The sequence below is a fragment of the Mesorhizobium calcicola genome (assembly GCF_042682105.1).
In the GTDB taxonomy this organism is placed as follows: domain Bacteria; phylum Pseudomonadota; class Alphaproteobacteria; order Rhizobiales; family Rhizobiaceae; genus Mesorhizobium; species Mesorhizobium calcicola.
The window spans coordinates 1-22395 of sequence record NZ_JBHUGY010000064.1 but is presented as its reverse complement, the minus strand read 5'-3'; the positions used below and the strand labels follow the sequence as shown (position 1 = coordinate 22395).

7 protein-coding genes and 3 pseudogenes are annotated in these 22395 nt (G+C 62.8%); 3 read left to right on the top strand and 7 right to left on the bottom strand.

The genetic code is table 11. From position 1 onward, the window contains the following. Nucleotides 1-56: 56 nt before the first annotated feature. The gene (locus tag ACFSQT_RS33040) at nucleotides 57-929 is read left to right on the top strand and encodes a uracil-DNA glycosylase (protein WP_379025959.1); all 873 of its coding nucleotides are present in this window, start codon (nucleotides 57-59) and stop codon (nucleotides 927-929) included. 111 nt (nucleotides 930-1040) lie between these two features. Beyond that, a complete protein-coding gene (locus ACFSQT_RS33035; RefSeq protein ID WP_379025957.1) occupies nucleotides 1041-1853 on the top strand; it encodes a helix-turn-helix domain-containing protein in 813 nt (270 codons plus the stop codon). Here ACFSQT_RS33035 and ACFSQT_RS33030 read toward each other — a convergent pair whose 3' ends face one another. Both ACFSQT_RS33030 and ACFSQT_RS33025 read right to left on the bottom strand, forming a co-directional pair. After that, on the bottom strand, nucleotides 1854-2822 hold the full coding sequence (locus ACFSQT_RS33030) for a DMT family transporter (RefSeq protein ID WP_379025955.1): 969 nt from the start codon (nucleotides 2820-2822) through the stop codon (nucleotides 1854-1856). Beyond that, a complete protein-coding gene (locus tag ACFSQT_RS33025) occupies nucleotides 2819-5125 on the bottom strand; it encodes a xanthine dehydrogenase family protein molybdopterin-binding subunit (protein WP_379025953.1) in 2307 nt (768 codons plus the stop codon). Before ACFSQT_RS33025 ends, ACFSQT_RS33030 begins: the two co-directional genes overlap by 4 nt. Before the next feature lie 155 nt (nucleotides 5126-5280). Here ACFSQT_RS33025 and pepN (ACFSQT_RS33020) point away from each other — a divergent pair. Next, nucleotides 5281-7932 (top strand): annotated as a pseudogene (gene pepN / locus ACFSQT_RS33020) (aminopeptidase N). A gap of 921 nt (nucleotides 7933-8853) precedes the next feature. On the opposite strand, the pseudogene ACFSQT_RS33015 reads toward pepN (ACFSQT_RS33020), so the two are convergent. The 5 genes and pseudogenes from ACFSQT_RS33015 to ACFSQT_RS32995 all read right to left on the bottom strand — a co-directional run. Continuing rightward, a pseudogene (locus tag ACFSQT_RS33015) lies at nucleotides 8854-9096 on the bottom strand (PAS domain-containing sensor histidine kinase); the annotation flags it as partial. 170 nt (nucleotides 9097-9266) lie between these two features. Next, nucleotides 9267-11937 (bottom strand): annotated as a pseudogene (gene pepN / locus ACFSQT_RS33010) (aminopeptidase N). A 7354-nt stretch (nucleotides 11938-19291) separates the two neighbouring features. After that, nucleotides 19292-19513, bottom strand: coding sequence for a hypothetical protein (locus ACFSQT_RS33005; RefSeq protein ID WP_379025951.1), 222 nt, complete (start codon nucleotides 19511-19513; stop codon nucleotides 19292-19294). Nucleotides 19514-19702: 189 nt separating this feature from the next. Beyond that, the gene (locus ACFSQT_RS33000) at nucleotides 19703-20050 is read right to left on the bottom strand and encodes a hypothetical protein (RefSeq protein ID WP_379025949.1); all 348 of its coding nucleotides are present in this window, start codon (nucleotides 20048-20050) and stop codon (nucleotides 19703-19705) included. A 200-nt stretch (nucleotides 20051-20250) separates the two neighbouring features. Beyond that, nucleotides 20251-20619: a hypothetical protein gene (locus ACFSQT_RS32995; protein ID WP_379025947.1), complete on the bottom strand. Its 369-nt coding sequence runs from the start codon at nucleotides 20617-20619 to the stop codon at nucleotides 20251-20253. Nucleotides 20620-22395 lie beyond the last annotated feature (1776 nt).

The window sequence follows — 22395 nt, the reverse complement described above, 5'->3', positions numbered from 1 at the left end:
GGAGCCCAACGCCGCCCAGCCTTGCAAATTGCCGTCATGCGGACGAATGTGCCGGCATGATTGCCGCTTCCCCAAACAACAGACCGGACCTTGCCGACCTACTGGCCTTTTACGCCAGCGCGGGCGTTGACGAAGCGCTTGAAGACCAGCCTGTGAACCGGTTCGCCGAGGCGCCCAAATCGGTGGAGCGGGCGGTGGCGCCGTCCGCCGACGCCGTTGCGCTACCTCGCTCGACCAGCGTGTCCCGCCCCGAGCCCGGCGACAGGGCAAATGTGCCGCCTATTGCGCGCGCACCGTCCGCAACCGCCGCGGTTCCCGACGAGGCGCAGGCGGCACTGGCGCGCCAATTGGCGACGATGGCAACGACCCTGGACGAGCTTCGCCAGCACATGGCGGCCTTCGACGGCTGCAATCTCAAAACCACAGCCAAGAACCTGGTGTTTGCCGACGGCAACCCGGAGGCCGCGGTGATGCTGGTCGGCGAAGCGCCCGGCCGCGACGAGGACATCGAGGGCCTGCCCTTCGTCGGCCGCTCCGGCCGGCTGCTCGACCGCATGCTGGCGGCGATCGGGCTCGACCGCACATCGGTCTACATCGCCAATGTCATTCCGTGGCGGCCGCCGGGCAATCGCACGCCCACGCCGCACGAGACCGAGATCTGCCGGCCGTTCATCGAGCGGCAGATCGAGCTGGTCAATCCCAAGGTGCTGATCAATCTCGGCGGCCCCTCGGCCAAGACCTTGCTCAACACCTCGGAAGGCATCTTGCGGCTGCGCGGCAACTGGCGCGTCCACACGACGGCATCCGGCATCGCCATTCCCGCCATGCCGACGCTGCATCCGGCCTATCTGTTGCGGACGCCTGCACACAAGAAGCTGGCGTGGCGGGATTTTCTCGAAGTGAAGGCGAAGTTGCGGGCGATTGGGTGAACGGGCAGCAGCCCTTCCCTTCTCCCCTCGTGGGCCCACAAGGGGAGAAGGACAGGGCCATAACCTCCCAGGTAATTGAAATGCGCCCGCTGGCAGCCTAACCATGCTCCCATGACGACATCCCAAAATGCCGCCGGCAGTCTCATTCGCGAATGGCGCACCCGCCGGCGCATGTCGCAGCTCGACCTCGCCATGGAAGCCGAAATCTCGCAGCGGCATCTGAGCTTTGTCGAGAGCGGCCGAGCCGCGCCGTCGCGCGACATGGTGCTGCATCTGGCCGAGCAATTGTCGATCCCGCTCCGGCAGCGCAACCGGCTGCTGCTGGCGGCAGGCTTTGCCCCGAGCTTCGGCGAGCGGTCGCTCAGCGACGCGACGCTGGCGCCGGCGATGGCGGCGGTGGAGATCGTGCTCAAGGGGCATGAGCCGTTCCCGGCGCTGGCCGTCGACCGGCACTGGAACCTGGTTTCAGCCAACGCCGCTATCGCGCCATTTCTTGCCGACGTCACGGACCCTTCGCTGCTGACGCCGCCGGTCAACGTGCTTCGCCTGAGCCTGCACCCGGGCGGCATCGCGCCGCGCATCGTCAATCTCTCGGAGTGGCGGACGCATCTGCTTGAGCGTCTCAAACACCAGAATGATGCGAGCGGCGACCCGGTTCTGATCGACCTGGAGCGCGAACTGCGGACTTATCCGTCCGGGTTAAAGGGCAGCAAGCCAACGCCGGTCGAGCCGAATGCCATCGTGCATCCGCTCAGGCTGGCGCATGGCGATCAGGTGCTGTCGTTCATCAGCACCATCACCGTGTTCGGCACACCGCTCGACGTAACGCTGTCGGAGCTGGCGATCGAATCGTTTTTCCCGGCCGACGAGCAGACGCGGGCGGTGCTGGTGCGGCTGGCGAAAGAGCTGGCCGAACGATCGTAATCACCCCTGCGGCGGCGCCGCCTTTCTTGTGCGGGTGCGCTCCAGGCCGAGTTGGCGCTCGCGCCAGATGATGAAGATGCCTGCGGCAACGACGATCAGGCCGCCGACAAGCATGTTGAGCGTGGCGACGTCGCCAAAGACGAGATAACCGACGACGACGCCAAGGATCATCGAGGTGTATTCGAAGGGCGCCACGACCGAGGCTTCGGCATGGCGATAGGCCGACGTCATCAGGATCTGGCCGAGGCCGCCGCAGAAACCGGCGGCAACCAGAAGAGCCGCCTGGCGCGGCGTCAGCGCCTGCCAGCCGAACGGCTGCGACAGCAGCGCCATGACGCTCGCCGTCACCGAAAACCACAGCACGATGGTCGCGGTGCGCTCGCTCTGCACGAGGTTGCGCACCAGCAGCATGGCGACGGCCGAGATCGCAGCCGCGACAAGAGCGGCGATGACGCCAAGCACTTCCTGGTCGCCGAGCGCCTCGTCGGAATTGAGCAGCGTCAGTTCCGGCCAGGAGATGATCAGCACGCCGACCAGGCCGACCGCGACCGCGCTCCAGCGATAGACCCGAATGGCTTCGCCGAGGAAGATCGAACTGAACACCACCACCAGCAGCGGCTGCGCGTAGTTCAGCGTGATCGCCTCCGGCAGCGGCAGCCGCGTCAGCGCGAAAAAGCCGAGCCCCATGGCGCAGACGCCGACGACGCCGCGCGCGATGTGATTGAGCGGGCGCTTGGTGGTGAATGCGGTGCCGAGTTTTCCCTTGAAAGCCAGAAAGGCAACAATCGGAAAAATGGCGAAGAAAGATCGGAAGAAGACGATCTGGCCCGCTGGAACGGTGCCCGCCGCCTTGATGCAGGTCGACATGCCGACGAAGACCGCCACCGATACGATCTTGAGCGTGATGCCGGTGAGCGTGTTGTGCCCGCCGGCATGGTCGTCGGCGTCGACGGCTGGTTTTGCTGTCACGCTGCAGCCGCTTCCCGGATCGTTGCCCAGATGCGCGCCGGTGTTGCCGGCATGTCGATGTGTTTGACACCGTAGGCGCGCCAGAGTGCATCGGTCACCGCGTTGAGTGCTGCCGGTGTCGAGCCGATGGTGCCGGCTTCGCCTGCCCCCTTGATGCCGAGCGCATTGGTGGTCGAAGGCACGTTGCGGGTCTCGAAATGGAAGAACGGGAAATTGTCGGCGCGCGGCATGGCGTAGTCCATGAAGCTTGCCGTAAGCAGTTGCCCATCCTCGCCATAGATCGTCTCCTCGGTCAGCGCCTGGCCAATGCCTTGCACCACGCCGCCATGCACCTGTCCGGCGAGCAGGAGCGGATTCACGGTGACGCCGAAATCGTCGACGATGGTGTAGCGGACGATGTCGGTCGCGCCGGTATCGGGGTCGATCTCGACCTCGCAGATATGGGTGCCGTTGGGATAGGTGCATTCGTCCTGGACGAACTCGCCAAACCCCTTGAGATCGTCCGGGGTTTTGGCGGCTTTGGCGATGCTCGAAAAATCGATGGTCCGGTCGGTGCCGACGATGCGGGCAACGCCATCAGACAGCTCGATGTCGCCGGCCGAGGCCTCCAGTTCATCGGCGGCGATGCGCTTGATCTTGTTGGCCAGGTCCTCGCCGGCGCGTGACGCGGAAACGCCGCCGAGCGGAATGGAGCGCGAGCCGCCGGTGCCGCCGCCGGCCTTCAATTCGTCGGTGTCGCCCTGGCGGACATGGATCTTGTCGATGTCGAGATTGAGCTTTTCCGACAGGAATTGCGCGTAAGCGGTGGCGTGCCCCTGTCCGTTGGTCTGGGTGCCGATCTTCAGCGTCACCGTGCCGTCGCCGTTGAGTTCGACGAAGGCCGGCTCCGAACCCGGGAAAGCGCAGGCCTCGATATAGGTCGCCATGCCGAGACCGCGGATCTTTCCGCCTGCTTTCGACTGTTCGAGCCGCCGCGGAAACGCCTTCCATTCCGCTTGTTCGATGGCGCGGTTCATGTGGCCTTCGAACTCGCCAGTGTCGTAGAGGCGGCCGGTCTGCGTGCGGTAGGGAAACTGCTCGGGCCGGATGAAATTGCGGCGGCGGATCTCTTCGACGGGTAGGTCGAGATCGTGGGCGCAGGCGTCGACCAGCTTCTCCAGCAGGAATGCCGCTTCCGGCCGGCCGGCGCCGCGATAGGCATCGACCGGGCAGGTGTTGGTGTAGAGGCCGGTGACCGAGACGTCGAGCGCCTGGATATCGTAGACGCCGGTCGACATCGTAACGCCGATATAGGGAATGAACGGACCGTATTGCGAGACATAGGCGCCCATATTGGCGAGCAGGTCCACCTTCATGCCCAGGAAGCGGCCATCCTTGTCCAGCGCCATCTCGGCAGCCACGACATTGTCGCGGCCTTGCGCGTCGGTCAAAAAATGTTCGGTGCGGTCGCCCGCCCATTTCACCGGACGGCCAAGCCGCTTTGCCGCTTCGAGCACCAGCGGATATTCGCGGTAGACGAAGCTCTTCGGTCCGAAACCACCACCGACATCCGGCGTGATGACGCGCAGTTGGTGCTTCTTGATCTTGAACAGGCCGGCCAGGATGTACTGCATGGAATGCACGCCCTGAGACCCCGTGGTCAGCACGAAGCGGTTCTCCCGCACGTTCCACTCGCCGATCGCCGAGCGCGGCTCCATGTAGTTGCAGACCAGCCGGTTGTTGACGAATTCGATGCGGGTGACATGGGCGGCGCTGGCGAACGCCGCGTCCGTCTTTTTCTTATCGCCCATATGGTAGTTGAAAGCCCGGTTGGAGCCGAGTTCCGGCCACACCAGCGGCGTGCCTTCGGCAAGCGCCGTCGCGGTTCCGGACGCCGCATCTTCGCTGTCATAGTCGACGTCGATCAGTTCGGCGGCATCCTGCGCCAAAGCGCGGCTGTCGGCGACGACGAAGGCAACGGCGTCGCCGACATAGTTGACGCGGTCACGGCACAGGATCGGAATGTCGCGGGTCGGCGCCCTGGTGCCGTCCGGCTGTTCCTGCATGACGCCGGATTTGAGATCGCCGAGATGGGCAAGGTCCTTGCCGGTCAACACCAGATGCACACCGGACGCAGCCTTCGCCGCCTCGGTCGAACCGATGGTGAAACTGGCCTTGGCGACCGGCGAGCGCAGGACATAGCCATGCAGGACGCCAGCCGGCTGGATGTCGTCGGTATAGCGGCCCTGTCCCTGGATGAAGGCGGCATCCTCGCGCCGCAGCACGGATGCGCCCATGCCGAATTTCGGTGTGACGACGGTCATGGATGCCTCGTGATGATGACTGGAGGGGAACGCCTGAAATAGGCATTGCCTCAGTTTTGTCGAGGGGCGGTTTCGTGTAAAGAGCGCGGACTTCAAATTTCTTGGACCAGCGGAGACAATCCGCCGCCAACGCAATCGACAGGAAAACCCACGGAATGCGCACGGACACCGGCCAGGTCTTCAAGCTCGAGGACTACCGCCCCAACGACTACCTCATTCCGCAAACCAGCCTCACCTTCCGTCTTTCGCCAGACGCAACGCGTGTCACCGCCGTGCTCACGGTCGAGCGCCGTGATGGCGTATCCGCGTCGGCTCCGCTGGTGCTTGACGGCGACGGGCTGACGCTCAAGCGCATCGAGATCGGCGGCAAGAAAGCGAAACCGGCCGATATTGTGGTGACATCAGACCAGTTGACCATCCTCAAGCCGCCGGCCACACGTCGCTTCCAGTTGCTCATCGAGACCGAGCTGGCGCCGGCGGGCAATGAAGCCCTGATGGGCCTCTACCGTTCCAGCAACGTCTACTGCACGCAGTGCGAGGCCGAGGGCTTTCGCCGCGTCACCTATTTCCTCGATCGGCCCGATATCCTTTCGGTGTACACGGTGCGGATCGAGGCATTGCGTGACGACGCGCCGCTGCTTCTGTCCAACGGCAACCCGGTCGACAAGGGCGATCTCGGCGATGGCTGGCACTATGCCGTGTGGCACGACCCCTTCCCCAAGCCGTCCTATCTCTTCGCGCTGGTGGCCGGCAATCTCGGCCGGATCGCCGACAGTTTCGTCACCCTGTCCGGCCGCACGGTCGAGCTCGGCATCTATGTCGAGCCCGGCAAGGAGACGCTGGCCGGCTACGCGATGGACGCCCTGAAGCGGTCGATGAAATGGGACGAGGAGGCGTTCGGCCGCGAATACGACCTCGACGTCTTCAACATCGTCGCCGTGTCCGACTTCAACATGGGCGCGATGGAGAACAAGGGCCTCAACATCTTCAACGACAAATATGTGCTGGCCGATCAGGAGACCGCGACGGATGCCGATTTCGCCAATATCGAGGCGATCATCGCGCATGAATATTTCCACAATTGGACAGGCAACAGAATCACCTGCCGCGACTGGTTCCAGCTCTGCCTGAAGGAAGGCCTGACGGTCTTCCGCGACCATGAATTCTCCGCCGACCAGCGCTCGCGCGCGGTCAAGCGCATCGCTGAAGTGCGCACGCTGCGCGCCCACCAGTTTCCCGAGGACCAGGGCCCGCTGGCGCATCCGGTACGGCCGCGCCGCTACCGCGAGATCAACAATTTCTACACGGCGACGGTCTACGAAAAGGGCTCCGAAGTGGTGGCGCATGATCCGCACCATTCTCGGGCTTGCTGCGTTTCGCGCCGGCATGGACCTCTATTTCGAGCGACACGACGGCGACGCGGCGACGATCGAGGATTTCATCAAGGTGTTCGAGGATGCGTCCGGCCGCGATCTGTCGCAGTTCGCGCTCTGGTACCACCAGGCGGGCACACCCAACCTGACCATCAGTTCGACGCACAATCCGGCTTCGCAGGAATTCACGCTCGAAATTGAGCAGTCGGTGCCGCCGACGCCCTCCGAAAGCCGCAAGCGGCTGATGCACATCCCGCTCGCCTTCGGCCTGATCGGCGCTGGCGGCAAGCCGGTCGATTATAGCGGCGTCGAGGGCGCCAGCGTCGAGGGCGGCGTCCATCCATGTCCGCAAGCGCCGCCACATGGTGCGCTTCTCCGGTGTTGCCGAACGCCCGGCGGTGTCGCTCAACCGCGGCTTTTCGGCGCCGGTGACGCTTTCGGTCGAGCAGAAAGCCGACGACCAGTTCTTCCTCGCCCGCCACGACAGCGACGCCTTCTCGCGCTGGCAGGCCTTCAACACGCTCTTGACCGATGCGCTGATCGCGGCCTTCCGCGAGATCCTCGGCGGCAAGCAGCCGGTTTTCGCATCGAGGCTGACCGAACTCGCCGGCGGCATCGCCGGGTGACGAGACGCTGGAGCCGGCCTACCGGGCGCTGGCGCTGGCGCTGCCTGGCGAAGCCGACATTGCCCGCGACATCGGGCGGGAACATCGACCCCGAGGCCATCTACGCTGCCCGCGAGGCGCTTGCGCTGGCAATCGGCGCCGCCAACCGGAACAGTTTTGCCGACCTCTACGGCGGCCTCGCCGACAAGGCCGCGTTCAGCCCGGATGCGGCGAGCGCCGGACGACGCGCCTTGCGCAACACCCTGCTGGACTATCTCTCGCTGCAGCCCGGCGGAGCGGCACTTGCCGTCAGGCATTTCCCAGTCGGCGACCAACATGACCGACCGCGCGGCGGCACTTACCGTGCTTGCCCATCGCCACCACGGTTCGCCCGAAGCCGTCCAGGCGCTGGCGGCTTTCGAGACGACTTATGGCTCCGACCCGCTGGTCATGGACAAATGGTTTCCAGATCCAGGCCAGTGTGCCCGGGCCGCGGACCGTTGATACGGTGCGCGCCCTGACCGGCCATCCAGCCTTCTCGATGGGCAATCCCAACCGGGTGCGGTCGTTGATCGGCACATTCTCCAGCGCCAACCAGACCGGCTTCCACCGTGCCGACGGCGAGGGATACCGGCTCTTCTCGCAGACGGTGCTGGAGGTCGAAAAGCGCAACCCGCAAGTGGCGGCAAGGCTGGCGACGGCACTACGCTCATGGCGCTCGCTCGAACCTGGCCGGCAGGCCAAGGCCAGGGAAGCGCTGCTTTCGATCGCCAATACCGAAAACCTGTCGGCGGATCTGAGGGACATTGTCGAGCGCACGCTGGCGTGAGCGTGCACTTTTGTCCGGGAACGGCCGTTTCGGCATTATTTTAGTCGATTTTTATCTTTTTTCGCTCGCCCCACTGGACAAGGCGAAAAGGTCACCTTTGATTTTTTCGTTTTACTGGTAACGGATTTTTCGGTACCGGTGCGGGGGCGGTTTTTTCCGGAAAAAGATCAAAGCGGCATAGGGGGCAACCAATTCGGGAAGTTTGCTAATAGGTTTGCCATTTATGCGGCGGGGCGGGGTGGAAGGCCGGACGCGTGGGGGGCGCTGGCCGGTGAGGGGACGGGCTTTTTTGCGGGCAGTCGGCGAGAAGATAGAACGGGGGGGGGGGGGGGACGCCGAAGCGGGACGGCCTTTTGGGCCCGGGGGGAATTCGCGCGGGGGGCTCATATCCGGGCCGAAAAACCGGCCTTTTTAACGGCGGGGCTGTCTTGGCCAGCCGAAAAGCAAGGCCCGCTGCTGCAGCCCCGATCGATGAACCGGGCCTCCATCATCACCAAACATTTTCAATGAGCGTGTCAATCGCGGGTCCCCGACGCTTCCCGCGCTTTTTTGGGCGGGGGCCGCTAAGGGAGTCCCTGTCCGCTTGGGACGAAACGAAGGGCGCGGGGGGGTACCCCCCCCCCGATGGGGGTTCCGAGCGCAAACGCACAAGGGCCGATCTTTTGGACCCGCTGGCCGGCGGGGATTCCGGCGGGGAAACCACATTACCAACGGGTTGGGTTCATGCGAATTTTTTTTTCCCTATCTCTCCCTTTTTCATCCCTTCCTCCCCGTTTGTTCTCTCCCCACTCACTCCAACCCCGTTCTCCTGAGCGTTTTTGGTGTTTGTTGAGACGAACAGGGGGAAGATCGCATGGTGGGGACCACGTGTTTTGGTTTTTCCCGACCGGCCAAGGCGTCAGTGGGACATTTTCGGCCATGGGCGTTGCGCTCGACATCGTCGCGCTCGTTCGTCAGCGACAGGACCCGCAGCGCCGCGATGACGATCAGGAAGGTGATGATGAGGGCCGGTATCGATCGGCGCAGCAGCGGCTCGGCGGCCAGGAGCCGCCGGTAGGCCGGTTCGGCGATGAGCCGCGCATTCCCGGCAAGGCCGTCGCTTCGCGTCTCGCGATGCGCAAAAGCCGTCCCTCCGGGCGCGCCCCACGCGTCCGCCTTCGCCATAAATGGCACTCCCCGAATTTGCCTATGCTGCTTGATCCGGAAAACGCCGCACATCCGAATCGTCAGTAAAGAATCAAAGGTGATTCGCCTTGTCCAGTGGGCGAGCGAAAAAAGATTAAAAATCGACTAAAATAATGCCGAAACGGCCGTTCCCGGACAAAAGTGCACGCTCACGCCAGCGTGCGCTCGACAATGTCCCTCAGATCCGCCGACAGGTTTTCGGTATTGGCGATCGAAAGCAGCGCTTCCCTGGCCTTGGCCTGCCGGCCAGGTTCGAGCGAGCGCCATGAGCGTAGTGCCGTCGCCAGCCTTGCCGCCACTTGCGGGTTGCGCTTTTCGACCTCCAGCACCGTCTGCGAGAAGAGCCGGTATCCCTCGCCGTCGGCACGGTGGAAGCCGGTCTGGTTGGCGCTGGAGAATGTGCCGATCAACGACCGCACCCGGTTGGGATTGCCCATCGAGAAGGCTGGATGGCCGGTCAGGGCGCGCACCGTATCAACGGTCCGCGGCCCGGGCACACTGGCCTGGATCTGGAACCATTTGTCCATGACCAGCGGGTCGGAGCCATAAGTCGTCTCGAAAGCCGCCAGCGCCTGGACGGCTTCGGGCGAACCGTGGTGGCGATGGGCAAGCACGGTAAGTGCCGCCGCGCGGTCGGTCATGTTGGTCGCCGACTGGAAATGCCTGACGGCAAGTGCCGCTCCGCCGGGCTGCAGCGAGAGATAGTCCAGCAGGGTGTTGCGCAAGGCGCGTCGTCCGGCGCTCGCCGCATCCGGGCTGAACGCGGCCTTGTCGGCGAGGCCGCCGTAGAGGTCGGCAAAACTGTTCCGGTTGGCGGCGCCGATTGCCAGCGCAAGCGCCTCGCGGGCAGCGTAGATGGCCTCGGGGTCGATGTTCCCGCCGATGTCGCGGGCAATGTCGGCTTCGCCAGGCAGCGCCAGCGCCAGCGCCCGGTAGGCCGGCTCCAGCGTCTCGTCACCGGCGATGCCGCCGGCGAGTTCGGTCAGCCTCGATGCGAAAACCGGCTGCTTGCCGCCGAGGATCTCGCGGAAGGCCGCGATCAGCGCATCGGTCAAGAGCGTGTTGAAGGCCTGCCAGCGCGAGAAGGCGTCGCTGTCGTGGCGGGCGAGGAAGAACTGGTCGTCGGCTTTCTGCTCGACCGAAAGCGTCACCGGCGCCGAAAAGCCGCGGTTGAGCGACACCGCCGGGCGTTCGGCAACACCGGAGAAGCGCACCATGTGGCGGCGCTTGCGGACATGGATGACGCCGCCCTCGACGCTGGCGCCCTCGACGCCGCTATAATCGACCGGCTTGCCGCCAGCGCCGATCAGGCCGAAGGCGAGCGGGATGTGCATCAGCCGCTTGCGGCTTTCGGAGGGCGTCGGCGGCACCGACTGCTCAATTTCGAGCGTGAATTCCTGCGAAGCCGGATTGTGCGTCGAACTGATGGGTCAGGTTGGGTGTGCCCGCCTGGTGGTACCAGAGCGCGAACTGCGACAGATCGCGGCCGGACGCATCCTCGAACACCTTGATGAAATCCTCGATCGTCGCCGCGTCGCCGTCGTGTCGCTCGAAAATAGAGGTCCATGCCGGGCGCGAAACGCAGCAAGCCCGAGAATGGTGCGGATCATGCGCACCACTTCGGAGCCCTTTTCGTAGACCGTCGCCGTGTAGAAATTGTTGATCTCGCGGTAGCGGCGCGGCCGTACCGGATGCGCCAGCGGGCCTGGTCCTCGGGAAACTGGTGGGCGCGCAGCGTGCGCACTTCAGCGATGCGCTTGACCGCGCGCGAGCGCTGGTCGGCGGAGAATTCATGGTCGCGGAAGACCGTCAGGCCTTCCTTCAGGCAGAGCTGGAACCAGTCGCGGCAGGTGATTCTGTTGCCTGTCCAATTGTGGAAATATTCATGCGCGATGATCGCCTCGATATTGGCGAAATCGGCATCCGTCGCGGTCTCCTGATCGGCCAGCAACATATTTGTCGTTGAAGATGTTGAGGCCCTTGTTCTCCATCGCGCCCATGTTGAAGTCGGACACGGCGACGATGTTGAAGACGTCGAGGTCGTATTCGCGGCGCCGAACGCCTCCTCGTCCCATTTCATCGACCGCTTTCAGGGCGTCCATCGCGTAGCCGGCCAAGCGTCTCCTTGCCGGGCTCGACATAGATGCCGAGCTCGACCGTGCGGCCGGACAGGGTGACGAAACTGTCGGCGATCCGGCCGAGATTGCCGGACACCAGCGCGAAGAGATAGGACGGCTTGGGGAAGGGGGTCGTGCCACACGGCATAGTGCCAGCCATCGCCGAGATCGCCCTTGTCGGACCGGGTTGCCGTTTGGACAGAAGCAGCGGCGCGTCGTCACGCAATGCCTCGATCCGCACCGTGTACACCGAAAGGATATCGGGCCGATCGAGGAAATAGGTTGACGCGGCGAGAAAGCCTCGGCCTCGCCACTGCGTGCAGTAGACGTTGCTGGACGGTTATGTGTAGAGGCCCCATCAGGGCTTCATTGCCCGCCGGCGCCAGCTCGGTCTCGAGACGACAACTGGAAGCGACGTTTGTGGCCGGCGGAGCTTGAGGATGGTCACTCGGTCTGATGTCACCACAATATCGGCCGTTCCGCTTTCTTGCCGCCGATCTCGATGCGCTTGAGCGTCAAGCCCGTCGCCGTCAAGCCACCAGCGGAGCCGACGCGGATACGCCATCACGGCGCTCGACGTGAGCACGGCGGTGACACAGCGTTGCGTTCTGGGCGAAAGACGGTAAGGTGAGGCTGGTTTGCGGAATGAGGGTAGTCGTTGGGCGTAGTCCTCGAGCTGAGACCTGCCGGTGTCCGTGCGCATTCCGTGGTTTTTCACTGTCGATGCGTTGGCGGCGGAGATTGTTCTCCGCTGGTCCAAGAAATTTGAAAGTCCGACGCTCTTACACGAAAACCGCCCCTCGACAAAACTGAGGCAATGCCTAATTTCAGGCGTTCCCCTCCAGTCCATCATCACGAGGGCATTCCATGACCGTCGTCACACCGAAAAATTCGGGGCATGGGCGCATTCCGTGCTGCGGCGCGGGGATGGGATGCCCCTTTCATCCAGGGGAACAGTGGCCCCGCTATACCCGACGGGGGGGGGACAATCCAGGCCGGCCTGGCGGTTGCTGCATTGGCCTATGTCCTGCGCCTTCCGGCCGGTCGTCCAAGGCCAGTTTTTTCACCCCATCGGTTTCGACCGAGGCGGCGAAGGCTGCGTCCGGTTGTGCATTCTTTTGGGGTGTTTTGGACCGGCAATGGGGGGGGGGGACCTTGCCCATTCTCGGGCGATTCTAAATTCCGGGGCGTTTCATGCAGGTGAACAGCCGGACGGGGGCACAGGGGCGCCGGTACCCGGCGACATTCCGAGTTCCTGTTGCCGTGGGGGACCGCGTTCAATCTATTGGTCGGGCGGGGGGACGCCGTTTTGGCCTTCGGTCGGTTTCGGCCGACAGCCGGCTTTTGGGCGGCAGGGGATTGCCGGCCGAACTGATGGGACGTAGGGCTATGACAGGCGAAGATGCGGGCGGTTCCCGGGAAACCGGCGACTGGGCGCTTGGCCGGAATGGGGCACGGGCCGGTTGGTTTGTGGGGCCGGAACTTCGGGTTCCACGGGCTTTTCAACTACCATATTGGGGGCTGATAAGGAAAAAAGGGACCGGGACGCGCTTTCGCCAGCGCACGGGGGCCCATGGGTCACCCGCAAGTTCGGGAATTCGTCAACAAACGGCTGGTCTGGCAACTACATGGGGGGGCCGCGTGGCTCGGGGCGATCGGGCGGAGTGGGAACGTGCGGGAGGAACCGCTTCGTGGCTGGACCACGGGGGGTTCAGGGGCGTTGGCTTTTTCCATGCAGTACATCTGGGCCGGGCCTGTTTCAAGATCAAGAAGCACCAACTGCGGCGGGTTCATCACTCCGGATGGTCGTTGGTGGTTTTTCGGACCGAAGAGCTTCGTTCTTACCGGGGAATATCCGCTTTGGTGCTGGAAGGGCGGGCAAAAGCGGGGGCTTGGCCGTCCGGTGGAAATGGGGGCGGGGCGGGGGGACCGCGCACCGAACATTTTTTGTGGGGGACCGGCGCGGCAAGGGCCGCGGGGGTACAATTGGTTCGTGGGGGGCTTGCCGAGATGGCGGCTGGGGGACAAGGGTATGGCCGCTTTCTGGGGGGGCATTGGAAGGTGTGGGGGACCTCTGGCTCGCCAATATGTGGGGCGGGGGGCTATGCTTCGCAATTTTTTTACGGTCCGTTCATTTCCCTATTCGGGCGTTACGGATGTCGATGGCCGGGTCTTTTTACGATATCCAGGGCGTGTCGTGACGGTCTCGGTTTCACCGGGGGGGGGCCTTCTAACACCAACTTTTGGGGCCCGGTCGATGGCCTATTGGCGGCCCGGCCGGTGCCGGTGTGTGTGGGAAAGCGGCATTTTTTTCCTGCTGGGAGAAGCTGGTCGATCGTCCTGCGCCCACGATCTCGGACCTACCCGTTCGAAGAGGTGTTCCGCCGGCCGCATTTTCTTCCGGCCCGGAGCAGTTTTCCTTACCGCACGCAGACCGGGGCCGGGCCTTCTTAGGGGGACAACTGGCGAGTTTCGGAAAGGGGGCCACATTGAACCGCGCAATCGAACAAGGCGGGGAATGGGAAGGGGGTTTTTCCGCGGGCGGCTTCGAAAATTGTTGTTCGGAAAGCAGGCGGGAAAAGATCCGCGGTTCTCGGGGCATGGGGGCGGACCTTTATATCGGAGGCCTTGCGTCTTTCCCGGGTTTCGGAGGCCTGCCTTTGGGCTCGACTTCAAGGGGCCGGGGTGGGGACGGTTTCACGGTTTGGGGGGACGCTTGGAAGGATCGGCACCCAGGGCCAAAAACGGACAGGGGGACGGGCACCGCTACGGGGTCGCAATTCCTGTCGGAAAAAAAAAAAAGGGGCTTTCAATCTCGAACCATGCGACCCCCCCAAAGAAATCCATTCCCGCCAGGGGTCGGGGGGGGGAACACCGACGAAAATCTTGAAAGGGCCCGGGGCGGGCTCGGCCCACCCGGCGGGGGCTCCCCGCGCCCATTCCCGCATCGGGGCGGGGCGTTTCCGCGTCCCAACGCTGGCCGGCGAGGGGACCTGGCCAAAACCAGAATCAAAGCGGGGCATCTGCCCCGCCGAGATGGAAAAAAAAAAACTGGAGGGGCCAGCTCGGGGCCGGGTTTACGGGGGGGATAAATCGGAAAAGCTTGTTCTTGATGTGGTGGTGCGTTGCCCGCATCGTCGGGCCCAAACCACACGACCGGGGGACCATTAGACTTTTTTCCGGAAAGGGCCATCGGCCACAAAAGCCGCCAAAAAAACCCCCGGGGGACGAAATCTCTTTCCAAAGGGGTTTGGCGGGTAGTTCGTCCAGGGGGGGAACGTAATTGCAACCCCCTATCCCAAACGGGCCCCCAACCCCATATCTGCGAGGTCGAGATCGACCCCGATTTTACCGGCGCCGGGGGTGTACCGGGGGGGACATCGTCGCTAACCACCCCATCGTCGGGGAGATTTTTCCGGGGCAGTTTCCCACCGTTGCAAATTTTTCCCGCTCCTGCTCGCCTGGGGGGACAGGTTGCATGTGCGGGGACGTGGGGGTGCAAAAGGCATTGGCCAGGGTGCACGCTGGGGGGGGGGGACCAGGGAGTGTGGGGGGGGGGGGACGGAAATTTCTATGGGCGAGGGATGGGCAAAAACTGCTTAACGGCAAGGCTTCCATGGGGACTCCCCCCGGCCATGGGCCCGCGGCGCCGGGGGGACACAATTTTTTCCCGTTTCTTTCCATTTTCGGGGAGGGGGACCCCGCCAACCGGTGGACTTTCGGACCCCCCAATTCCCCCCAAATGCGCTCGGGCACATTCACAGGGGGTCAAGGCGAAACGGGGCCCGGGCACCATCAGGGCTCGACAACCGGCCAGCCCCCACTCCAAACGCGGGCTGTGGGGGGGGGGGAACACCCCGATGCACTCTGGGCCCCGCGGGCCCTTACGGTGGTCAAAAAAAAAAACACAAATCGAACATGCCCGGCAAACACCGTGCCGGCATCTGGGCCAAAAAAACGATTTCCGGGGAAGAGGGGAATAAAAGGGGCTTTGGCCAGCGTGGAACAGCCAAAAAAAAACCAAGGCCCGCTTTCGGGGAACGGCCGGGGACGGACCATGGCCGGGCGGGCAAACAACCCACGCTTTCCCCCCCACCGGTCAATTCCACGCTAAAGGATTTCGTTTATTTTTCCAGGTTCGGTCGGTCCTCGGTCGGGGGCAAGGTTCGGACATGCAATCACAAGGGGGGGCCCGGGGGGGAGGGGCACCCGTTCCACAAGGGGCAGGGGGGTGCACAGGAATTTTCGGTTCCTTCTTCCGATCATTTTTCTTTCCCGCCCATTTTTTTTTTACGATTGTTGGGCACCTTTCTGGCTTCAAGGGGAAAAACCTTCGGGTGAAAAACAACCGGGCACCCGCATTTTCAAACCACCCCTAAGGCACGGCCCGCCTTCAATTCAACAAATCCGCCCCCCCCCCCCAGGGCGGGCCCCCCCCCCCCCCCCCTGGGGGTTTCGTACGTTTTGGGCGTTTTCCTCTGGCGGGCCATTGGGGCTCGGCTTTTTTTCGCCGCCTGGGACCGCGGGCGCCGGCTGGGCCGGAAGGGGGCGATCACCGCTGCTGAACTTTTACGCGGCAAGTGGGCCCCGCTTTTGCTGGTGGTGGTTTTTGTGTTCCAAGTTCCGATCTTTCCCTCGGGCGAAGCCCATTCGGGTCTATCCGGGCTGGAGCGGGGCATGTGGTTCGCGGGTTACGGGCCATGGTTCGGCCGGCCTTGTATTTCAATCTCCTGGGGGCCGGGAAAAAAAAAAATGGACGCTGCTAAAATTCCACGGGAACGAGGCGCCTTGTTCGGGGGGGGGACCCAAGGGAAATTGCTTTGGCCGGGTTCCAATCCCGCCGGCTTTGTTCGGCGGGGGGGGCGCGATTTTTTCTCCGGCCGGTCGGTGCCATTTTGCTGCTGGTGGGGCGCAAAACACCATCGGCAGAAAAAGGCGAGGCGCCACCCCACTCGCGACCATTTCGTGCTGTGGCTTTTCGGTGGGACCGGCGAGGGGGGGGGGCGTTCATGGCGCTGGCTGTTCCGCCAGCCGTTCGGGCCTTGGGGGCAGGGGGCTGGGGGGACCGCCCCGTGCCCGCCACCAGGGGCGGGCTCCTTCTGGTTTGCCGGGCCGGTTTTCTGCGTGCGGGGCCTCGGGGGCCCAGATCCTGATTTGACGTCGGGGGGCCTGGAGCTTTATCGGCCATGGCCGAAGCCTCGGTCTCGTGGTCCTCCCCTTTCGAATCTTTACAACCTCCCCCCCCCTCAGATGGATCCCCCCTTGGCGGTCGTCGTCGGTTATTTTTCTTCCGTCTTTGGCGGGGGGGGGGGGGGGGGGGGGGGGACGGTGCGGGGCCACCGCCAAAAACATTTGCTTTTGTTTCGGCGGGCCTGAATCGGTACGTTGGCCGGCAGGGCCATCTTCATCCATCTGGGGCCCGCGAGTGCGGCCATTTAATTGAGTTTGGTTAGGTTCGGCCGGGAGGGGGCGCCCACCCCGCACCAACGGGGAAAGAAAGGGGGGGGGCGGGGGGGGGGGGGCGCCGCCGCGGCTTAGGGGGTGATTTACGACTGGTTTTCGGGGCCAAGCTCCTTTCGCCAGGCCCCCGCACCGCCACCGGCCCAGCGTCTGCTCGTTCGGGGCCGGGGGAAAAGAAAAAAAAAAAACACCCCCCGGATTTCGATTCGCCCCAGCTCCGGGGGGACAGGCGTTAACGGGGTCGGAAGCGGTTTCGTGTTTGGGCCGAAAACACGGAGGTGATGGTGCTGATGAAAAACGGGGGGGGTGGGGGGGGGACAGCCAACCTTTGATTTCCCGGCCCATGCGGCCAAGGCCTGAGCGGGATTTTTTGCACCGGGATGGGGGCCATTCGGGCTCGGAACCGGGGCGTTGGCTTTGCTGCCCTTGAACCCGGGACGGATAAAGTGTTTCCGGGCAGTTTTTCCCGCGGGCCTCCAGGTCCCGATTTCAGGAAAAAACCGGGGGTCCGCCGCCTCGGCATTCATTCTGGTGTGGTTTTGAGTGGGGGGGGGGGGGGGGAACGGCCTCCCAGCAAGAAGGGGGAGGAGGGAACGAAAAAATGAAGAAGAAGGAATGGGGGGGGGGAAGAGTTGGAGCGGGGGCAGACAGGATGTGGCACAAGAAAGGGGTGTGGCAAGGGGGCTAAAGGGGGAGGCAATAAATTAGCAAGAAAGTGAAAGGACATTGAGAGATTAATAGAAGAGGAATGGCGTCACAGGGAATGACCGTCACGGCTAGTAAACCAGGTTCACGTGCCGAGTCGAACGGCCATGCGCCGGGAAACGGCCTCATGCACCTTCAGAAGAGCACGATACTACACCGCCGCAATCGCTCGGCGCCAGCTTCGCGTTACGCCACTAATGCGAGGCGACTACACGCTCGCCGTAAGCTCACAGGGGCCAAAGCCTAGCCCCCGCCCGGACCAGAATCGACACACACACACAAGCACCAGAAGCTACCAACGATATGCCGACATTCCAAATGGAGACAACAAAAATCAACCCCATAAAACCACCCAATGAAGGTTCACGAGCTAGCGACATGCGAGCCGGAGGAGGAACGCCCAGACGCTGCCGGCACACGGCATTCTTGAGCGACTTTAAAGTCCATAGGGAGCATTAGGATAGGCATGCAAGCGGGCACGCTATATTTCAAATTACCTTCGGGAGGTTATGCCCCTTAGTCATTAATGTCACACAATTTGCCAGATGACGCAGGCAACACACGAGGCTGAAGACAGGGAAGGAGCTGGACCATGCAGCCATTACGGAATCACCCAATCAGCCCCGCGAACGTTAGCACACCCTTAAGCACTCTGATCAGAGAAAAAATCACGACACGCCCACAGCCTTCTCTCGTCTAGTGCAGGCTAATGTCACTTCAACAAACAATAGGTAACTCCTCACACGCGCAAAAAACAGCACTTAGGAGACCGCAAATGCAGACGGCCACCTCGCCGTCGTCGACACCCCCCAACAATAGCTCACCACAGTTCCCGATAATTTGATGTGGTGTTTTTTTCATAACATCACATCATCCCTCACCTAGACCGAGTAGAGTTTTGTTCGCACAGAGAACTGAGACAATATCGGCACCTGCCACACGTGTGTATACTTGACGGACTATGCGCACACACACGGGTACAACTGGCACCCGTCTGACACACAAACGAATCGCTGCACGATGTACCCCCAGAATGCGACACTCGGCACCATTCCGCAAGCCAGCACGCATGCAATCCGGACTCAACTGCTGTATTCCTCCTTTCTCTGCCAGCGTTAACGAACCGATGCACACAAGAGCTGGAGTGGCGGGATTTATTTCCGAAAACCAGTGAAAGGCGGGCAAGCAGACCACCTGTCCCCACATCCCTATTCTCACCCCATTCCGTGGACCCAACAAAGGGGAAAGAAGGACCCCAGCGCCACTCAACCCTAAAACACTGTACACACAAAGCGATAAAGAAATCGCCAGCACACGGCTGGCAGCTCCTAAAAGCCATAGCTCACCATGAACGACACCATCCCAAAATGACGCGCGGCAAGTCTCATATATCAGCGAATGCCCCGCAACCGCCGGGCATGTCGCACAGCTCGACCAGCCGCCATGAGTATGGAAGCCACGAAATCTCACCGCTAGCAGTCAGAGCATCCTGACGCTTTAATGCTCCAGAGAGCGGCCGCTCCACCTTCAACCCGACGCCACCGCGCCGTTCGCCCTCGCGACGATGGTGAAGAAGCATAACCGGCCGAGCAAATTGTCGACTCCCGCTCCGGCAGCGACAACCGGCCTGCTGCTGGCCGGCCAGGGCACTGTTCGCCCCGAGCTTCGGCGAGCCGGTGCCTCAGCGACAGCGACGCTGGCGACGGGCTACGACATCATGGCGCGTCACGACGACCTAGGTGCGAGATCGTGCTATAAGGGGCATGAGCCGTTCCCGGCCGCTGGCCGTCGAACCGGCACTGGTCAACCTGGTTCAGCCAACACCCCCTCCCGCCCGCCCATCGCGCCATTTTCTTGCCGACGTCACGGACCCTTCGCTGCTGACGCGCCGGTCAAACGTGCTTCGCCTGAGCCTGCACCCGGGCGGCATCGCGCCGCGCATCGTCAATCCTCTCGGAGATGGCGTGGACGTCATCTGCCTTGAGCGTCTCAAACACCAGAAATGATGCCCGAGCGGCGACCCGGTTCTGATCGACCTGGCAGCCGCGAACTGCGGAATTATCCGTCCTGGGTTTAAAGGGCAGCAAGCCAACGCCGGTCGAGCCGAATGCCATCGTGCATCCGCTCAGGCTGGCGCCATGGCGATCAGGTGCTGTCGTTCATCAGCACCATCACCGTGTTCGGCACACCGCTCGACGTAACGCTGTCGGAGCTGCGCGATCGAATCGTTTTCTCCCGGCCGACGAGCAGGAACGCGGGCGGTGCTGTGCGGATGGCGCAAAGAGCTGGCCGAACGATCGTAATCACCCCTGCCGGCGGCGCCGCCTTTCTTGTGCGGTGCGCTCCAGGCCGAGTTGGCGCTCGCGCCAGATGATGAAGATGCCTGCGGCAACGACGATCAGGGCCGCCCGACAAGCATGTTGAGCGTGGCGACGTCGGCCAAAGACGATGATACACGACGACGAACGCCCAAGGGATTCATCGAGGTGTATTCGAAGGGCGCCACGACCGAGGGCTTCGGCATGGCGATAGGCCGACGTCATCAGGATCTGGCCGAGGACCGCCGCAGAAACCGGCGGCAACCAGAAAGAGCCGCCTGGCGCGGCGTTCAGCGCCTGCCAGCCGAACGGCTGCACCGACAGCAGCGCCATGACGCTCTGCCCCGTCACCGAAAACCACAGCACGATGGTTCGCGGTGCGCTCGCTCTGCACGAGGTTGGCGCACCAGCAGCATGGCGACGGCCGAGATCGCAGCCGCGACAAGAGGCGGGCGATGACGCAAAGCAATCTCCTGTTCGCCGAGCGCCTCGTCGGAATGTAGCAGCGTTCCAGTTCCGGCCAGGAGATGTATTCAGCACGCCGACCAGGCCGACCGCGACCGCGCTTCCAGCGATAGACCCGAATGGCTTCGCCGAGGAAGATCGAACTGAACACCCACCACCAGCAGCGGCCTGCGCGAGTTCAGCGTGATCGCCTCGGCAGCGGCAGCCGCGGTCAGCGCGAAAAAAGCCGAGCCACCATGGCGCAGACGCCGACGACGCCGCGCGCGCATGTGAATTGAGAGGGCGCTGGTGGTGAATGCAAGGTGCGAGTTTTCCCTTGAAAGCCAGAAAGGCAACATCGGAAAAAGGCGAAGAAAGATCGGAAGAAGACGATCTGGCCCGCTGAGAACGGTGCCCGCCGCCTTGATGCAGGTCGACATGCCGACGAAGACCGCCACCGATACGATCTTTGAGCGATGATGCGCGGTGAGCGTGTTGTGCCCGCCGGCATGGTGTCCGGCGTCGACGGCTGGGTTTTGCTGTCACGCTGCAGGCCGCTTCCCGGATCGTTGCCAGATGCCGCGCCGGTGTAGCCGGCATGTCGATGTGTTGCACACCGTAGGCGCGCCAGAGTGCATCGGTCACCGCGTTGAGTGCTCCGGTGTCGAGGCCGATGGGGTGCCGGCTTCGCCTGCCCCCTTGATGACGAGCGCATTGGTGTCGAGAGGAACCGTCGGGTCTACGAAATGGGCCCAAGAACGGGAAATTTGTCACGTCTGCGGCGCGGACATGCGCGTAGTCCATGAAGCTTGCGTAAGCAGTGTTGCCCATCCTCGCCATAAGATCGTCTCCTTTCCTCCCCGAGTCTAGCGCCTGGCCAATGCCTTGCACCACGCCGCACATTAGCAATCCCCCTGTCCGGCGAGCAGGAGCAGGACTTTTGCACCAGTGACGCCTGAAATATCGTCGACGCATGGTGTAGCGGACGATTGTCGGCTCGTCGCGGATATCGGGGTCGATCTCGAGAAGTAACTCGCAGATATGGGTGCCGTTTGGGGATAGGGAGCATCTCGTCCTGGACCGAACTCGCCAAACCCTCCTTGAGATCGTCGGGGTTTGGCGGCTTTGGCGATGCCTCTGAAAAATCTGATGGTTCCAGGATCATGGTTGCCCGACGATTGCGAGAGCAACGCCACTCAGACAGCTCGTGTTTCGTACGGCCGAGGCCTCCAGATACATCGGAGGCGATTGCACGATTGATCTTGTTGGCCAGGTCCTCTCGACCCTGAACTAACTTTTCCTACATGGCGCGTGACGACGGAAACGCCGCCGAGCCGGAATGGAGCGCGAGCCGCCGGTTTGCCGCCGCGGCCTTTCAATTCGTCGGTGTCGCCCTGGCGGGACATGGATTTCTTGTCAGATGTCGATGATTGAGATTTTCCGACAGGAATTGCGCGTTACTAGCGGTGGCGTTGCCCCTGTCCGTTGCGTCTGGGTGCTCGAGCGTCACGTGCCGTCGTCCGACTTGGCTGTTCGTGACGAATGGCCGGGCTCGCCGAACCCGGGCAGTAACGCGCAGCGGCCCTCGATATAGGTTCGCCATGCCCTCGACATATCGATCCGCGGATACTTTCCGCCTGTTGCTTTCGACTGTTCGAGCTCTCCGAGCCGCACGGCAACCAAACTATAAATTCCTTATAGACGCCTTTCTTCATTCCCGCTTCTGTTCGATGCGCGCGTTTTTCATGTGGGCCTTCGACAAACTCGCCAGTGTCGTAGAGGCCTCCCGCCGCCCCGGTCCTCCCGCGTGCGGTAGGAAAACGTGGAAACTGCTCGGGCCGGAATGAAAATTAAGGCACGGCGGCGGACTTCTTCGACCGGGTAGGGTCGAGATCGTGGGCGCACTGGCGGAGGAAAGTAATTCCCATTAGTTCGACCAGCATTATCCGTTCACAGAAAGGAATGCAGACGTACGGTCCACCTAGGCAGGAATGACACGCCCAGACGCACTAAGCACAGCAGCACCCGAGAGAGGAAATTAGACGGGCCAAGGGTGGTGTGCGTGTGAGTATCAAGGCGCCACGCTGACAGGAGTACGTAGAGAGCTGCCAATGGAACGGAGGAAGCACAAGAGTCACAGGCTCCGTTTTCGACTCCTCGGACATTCGTTAAAAACCGCCCAGCCCGAAGATAGGGATAATGGACACGCGACCAGCCTATCGGCGAGACATACG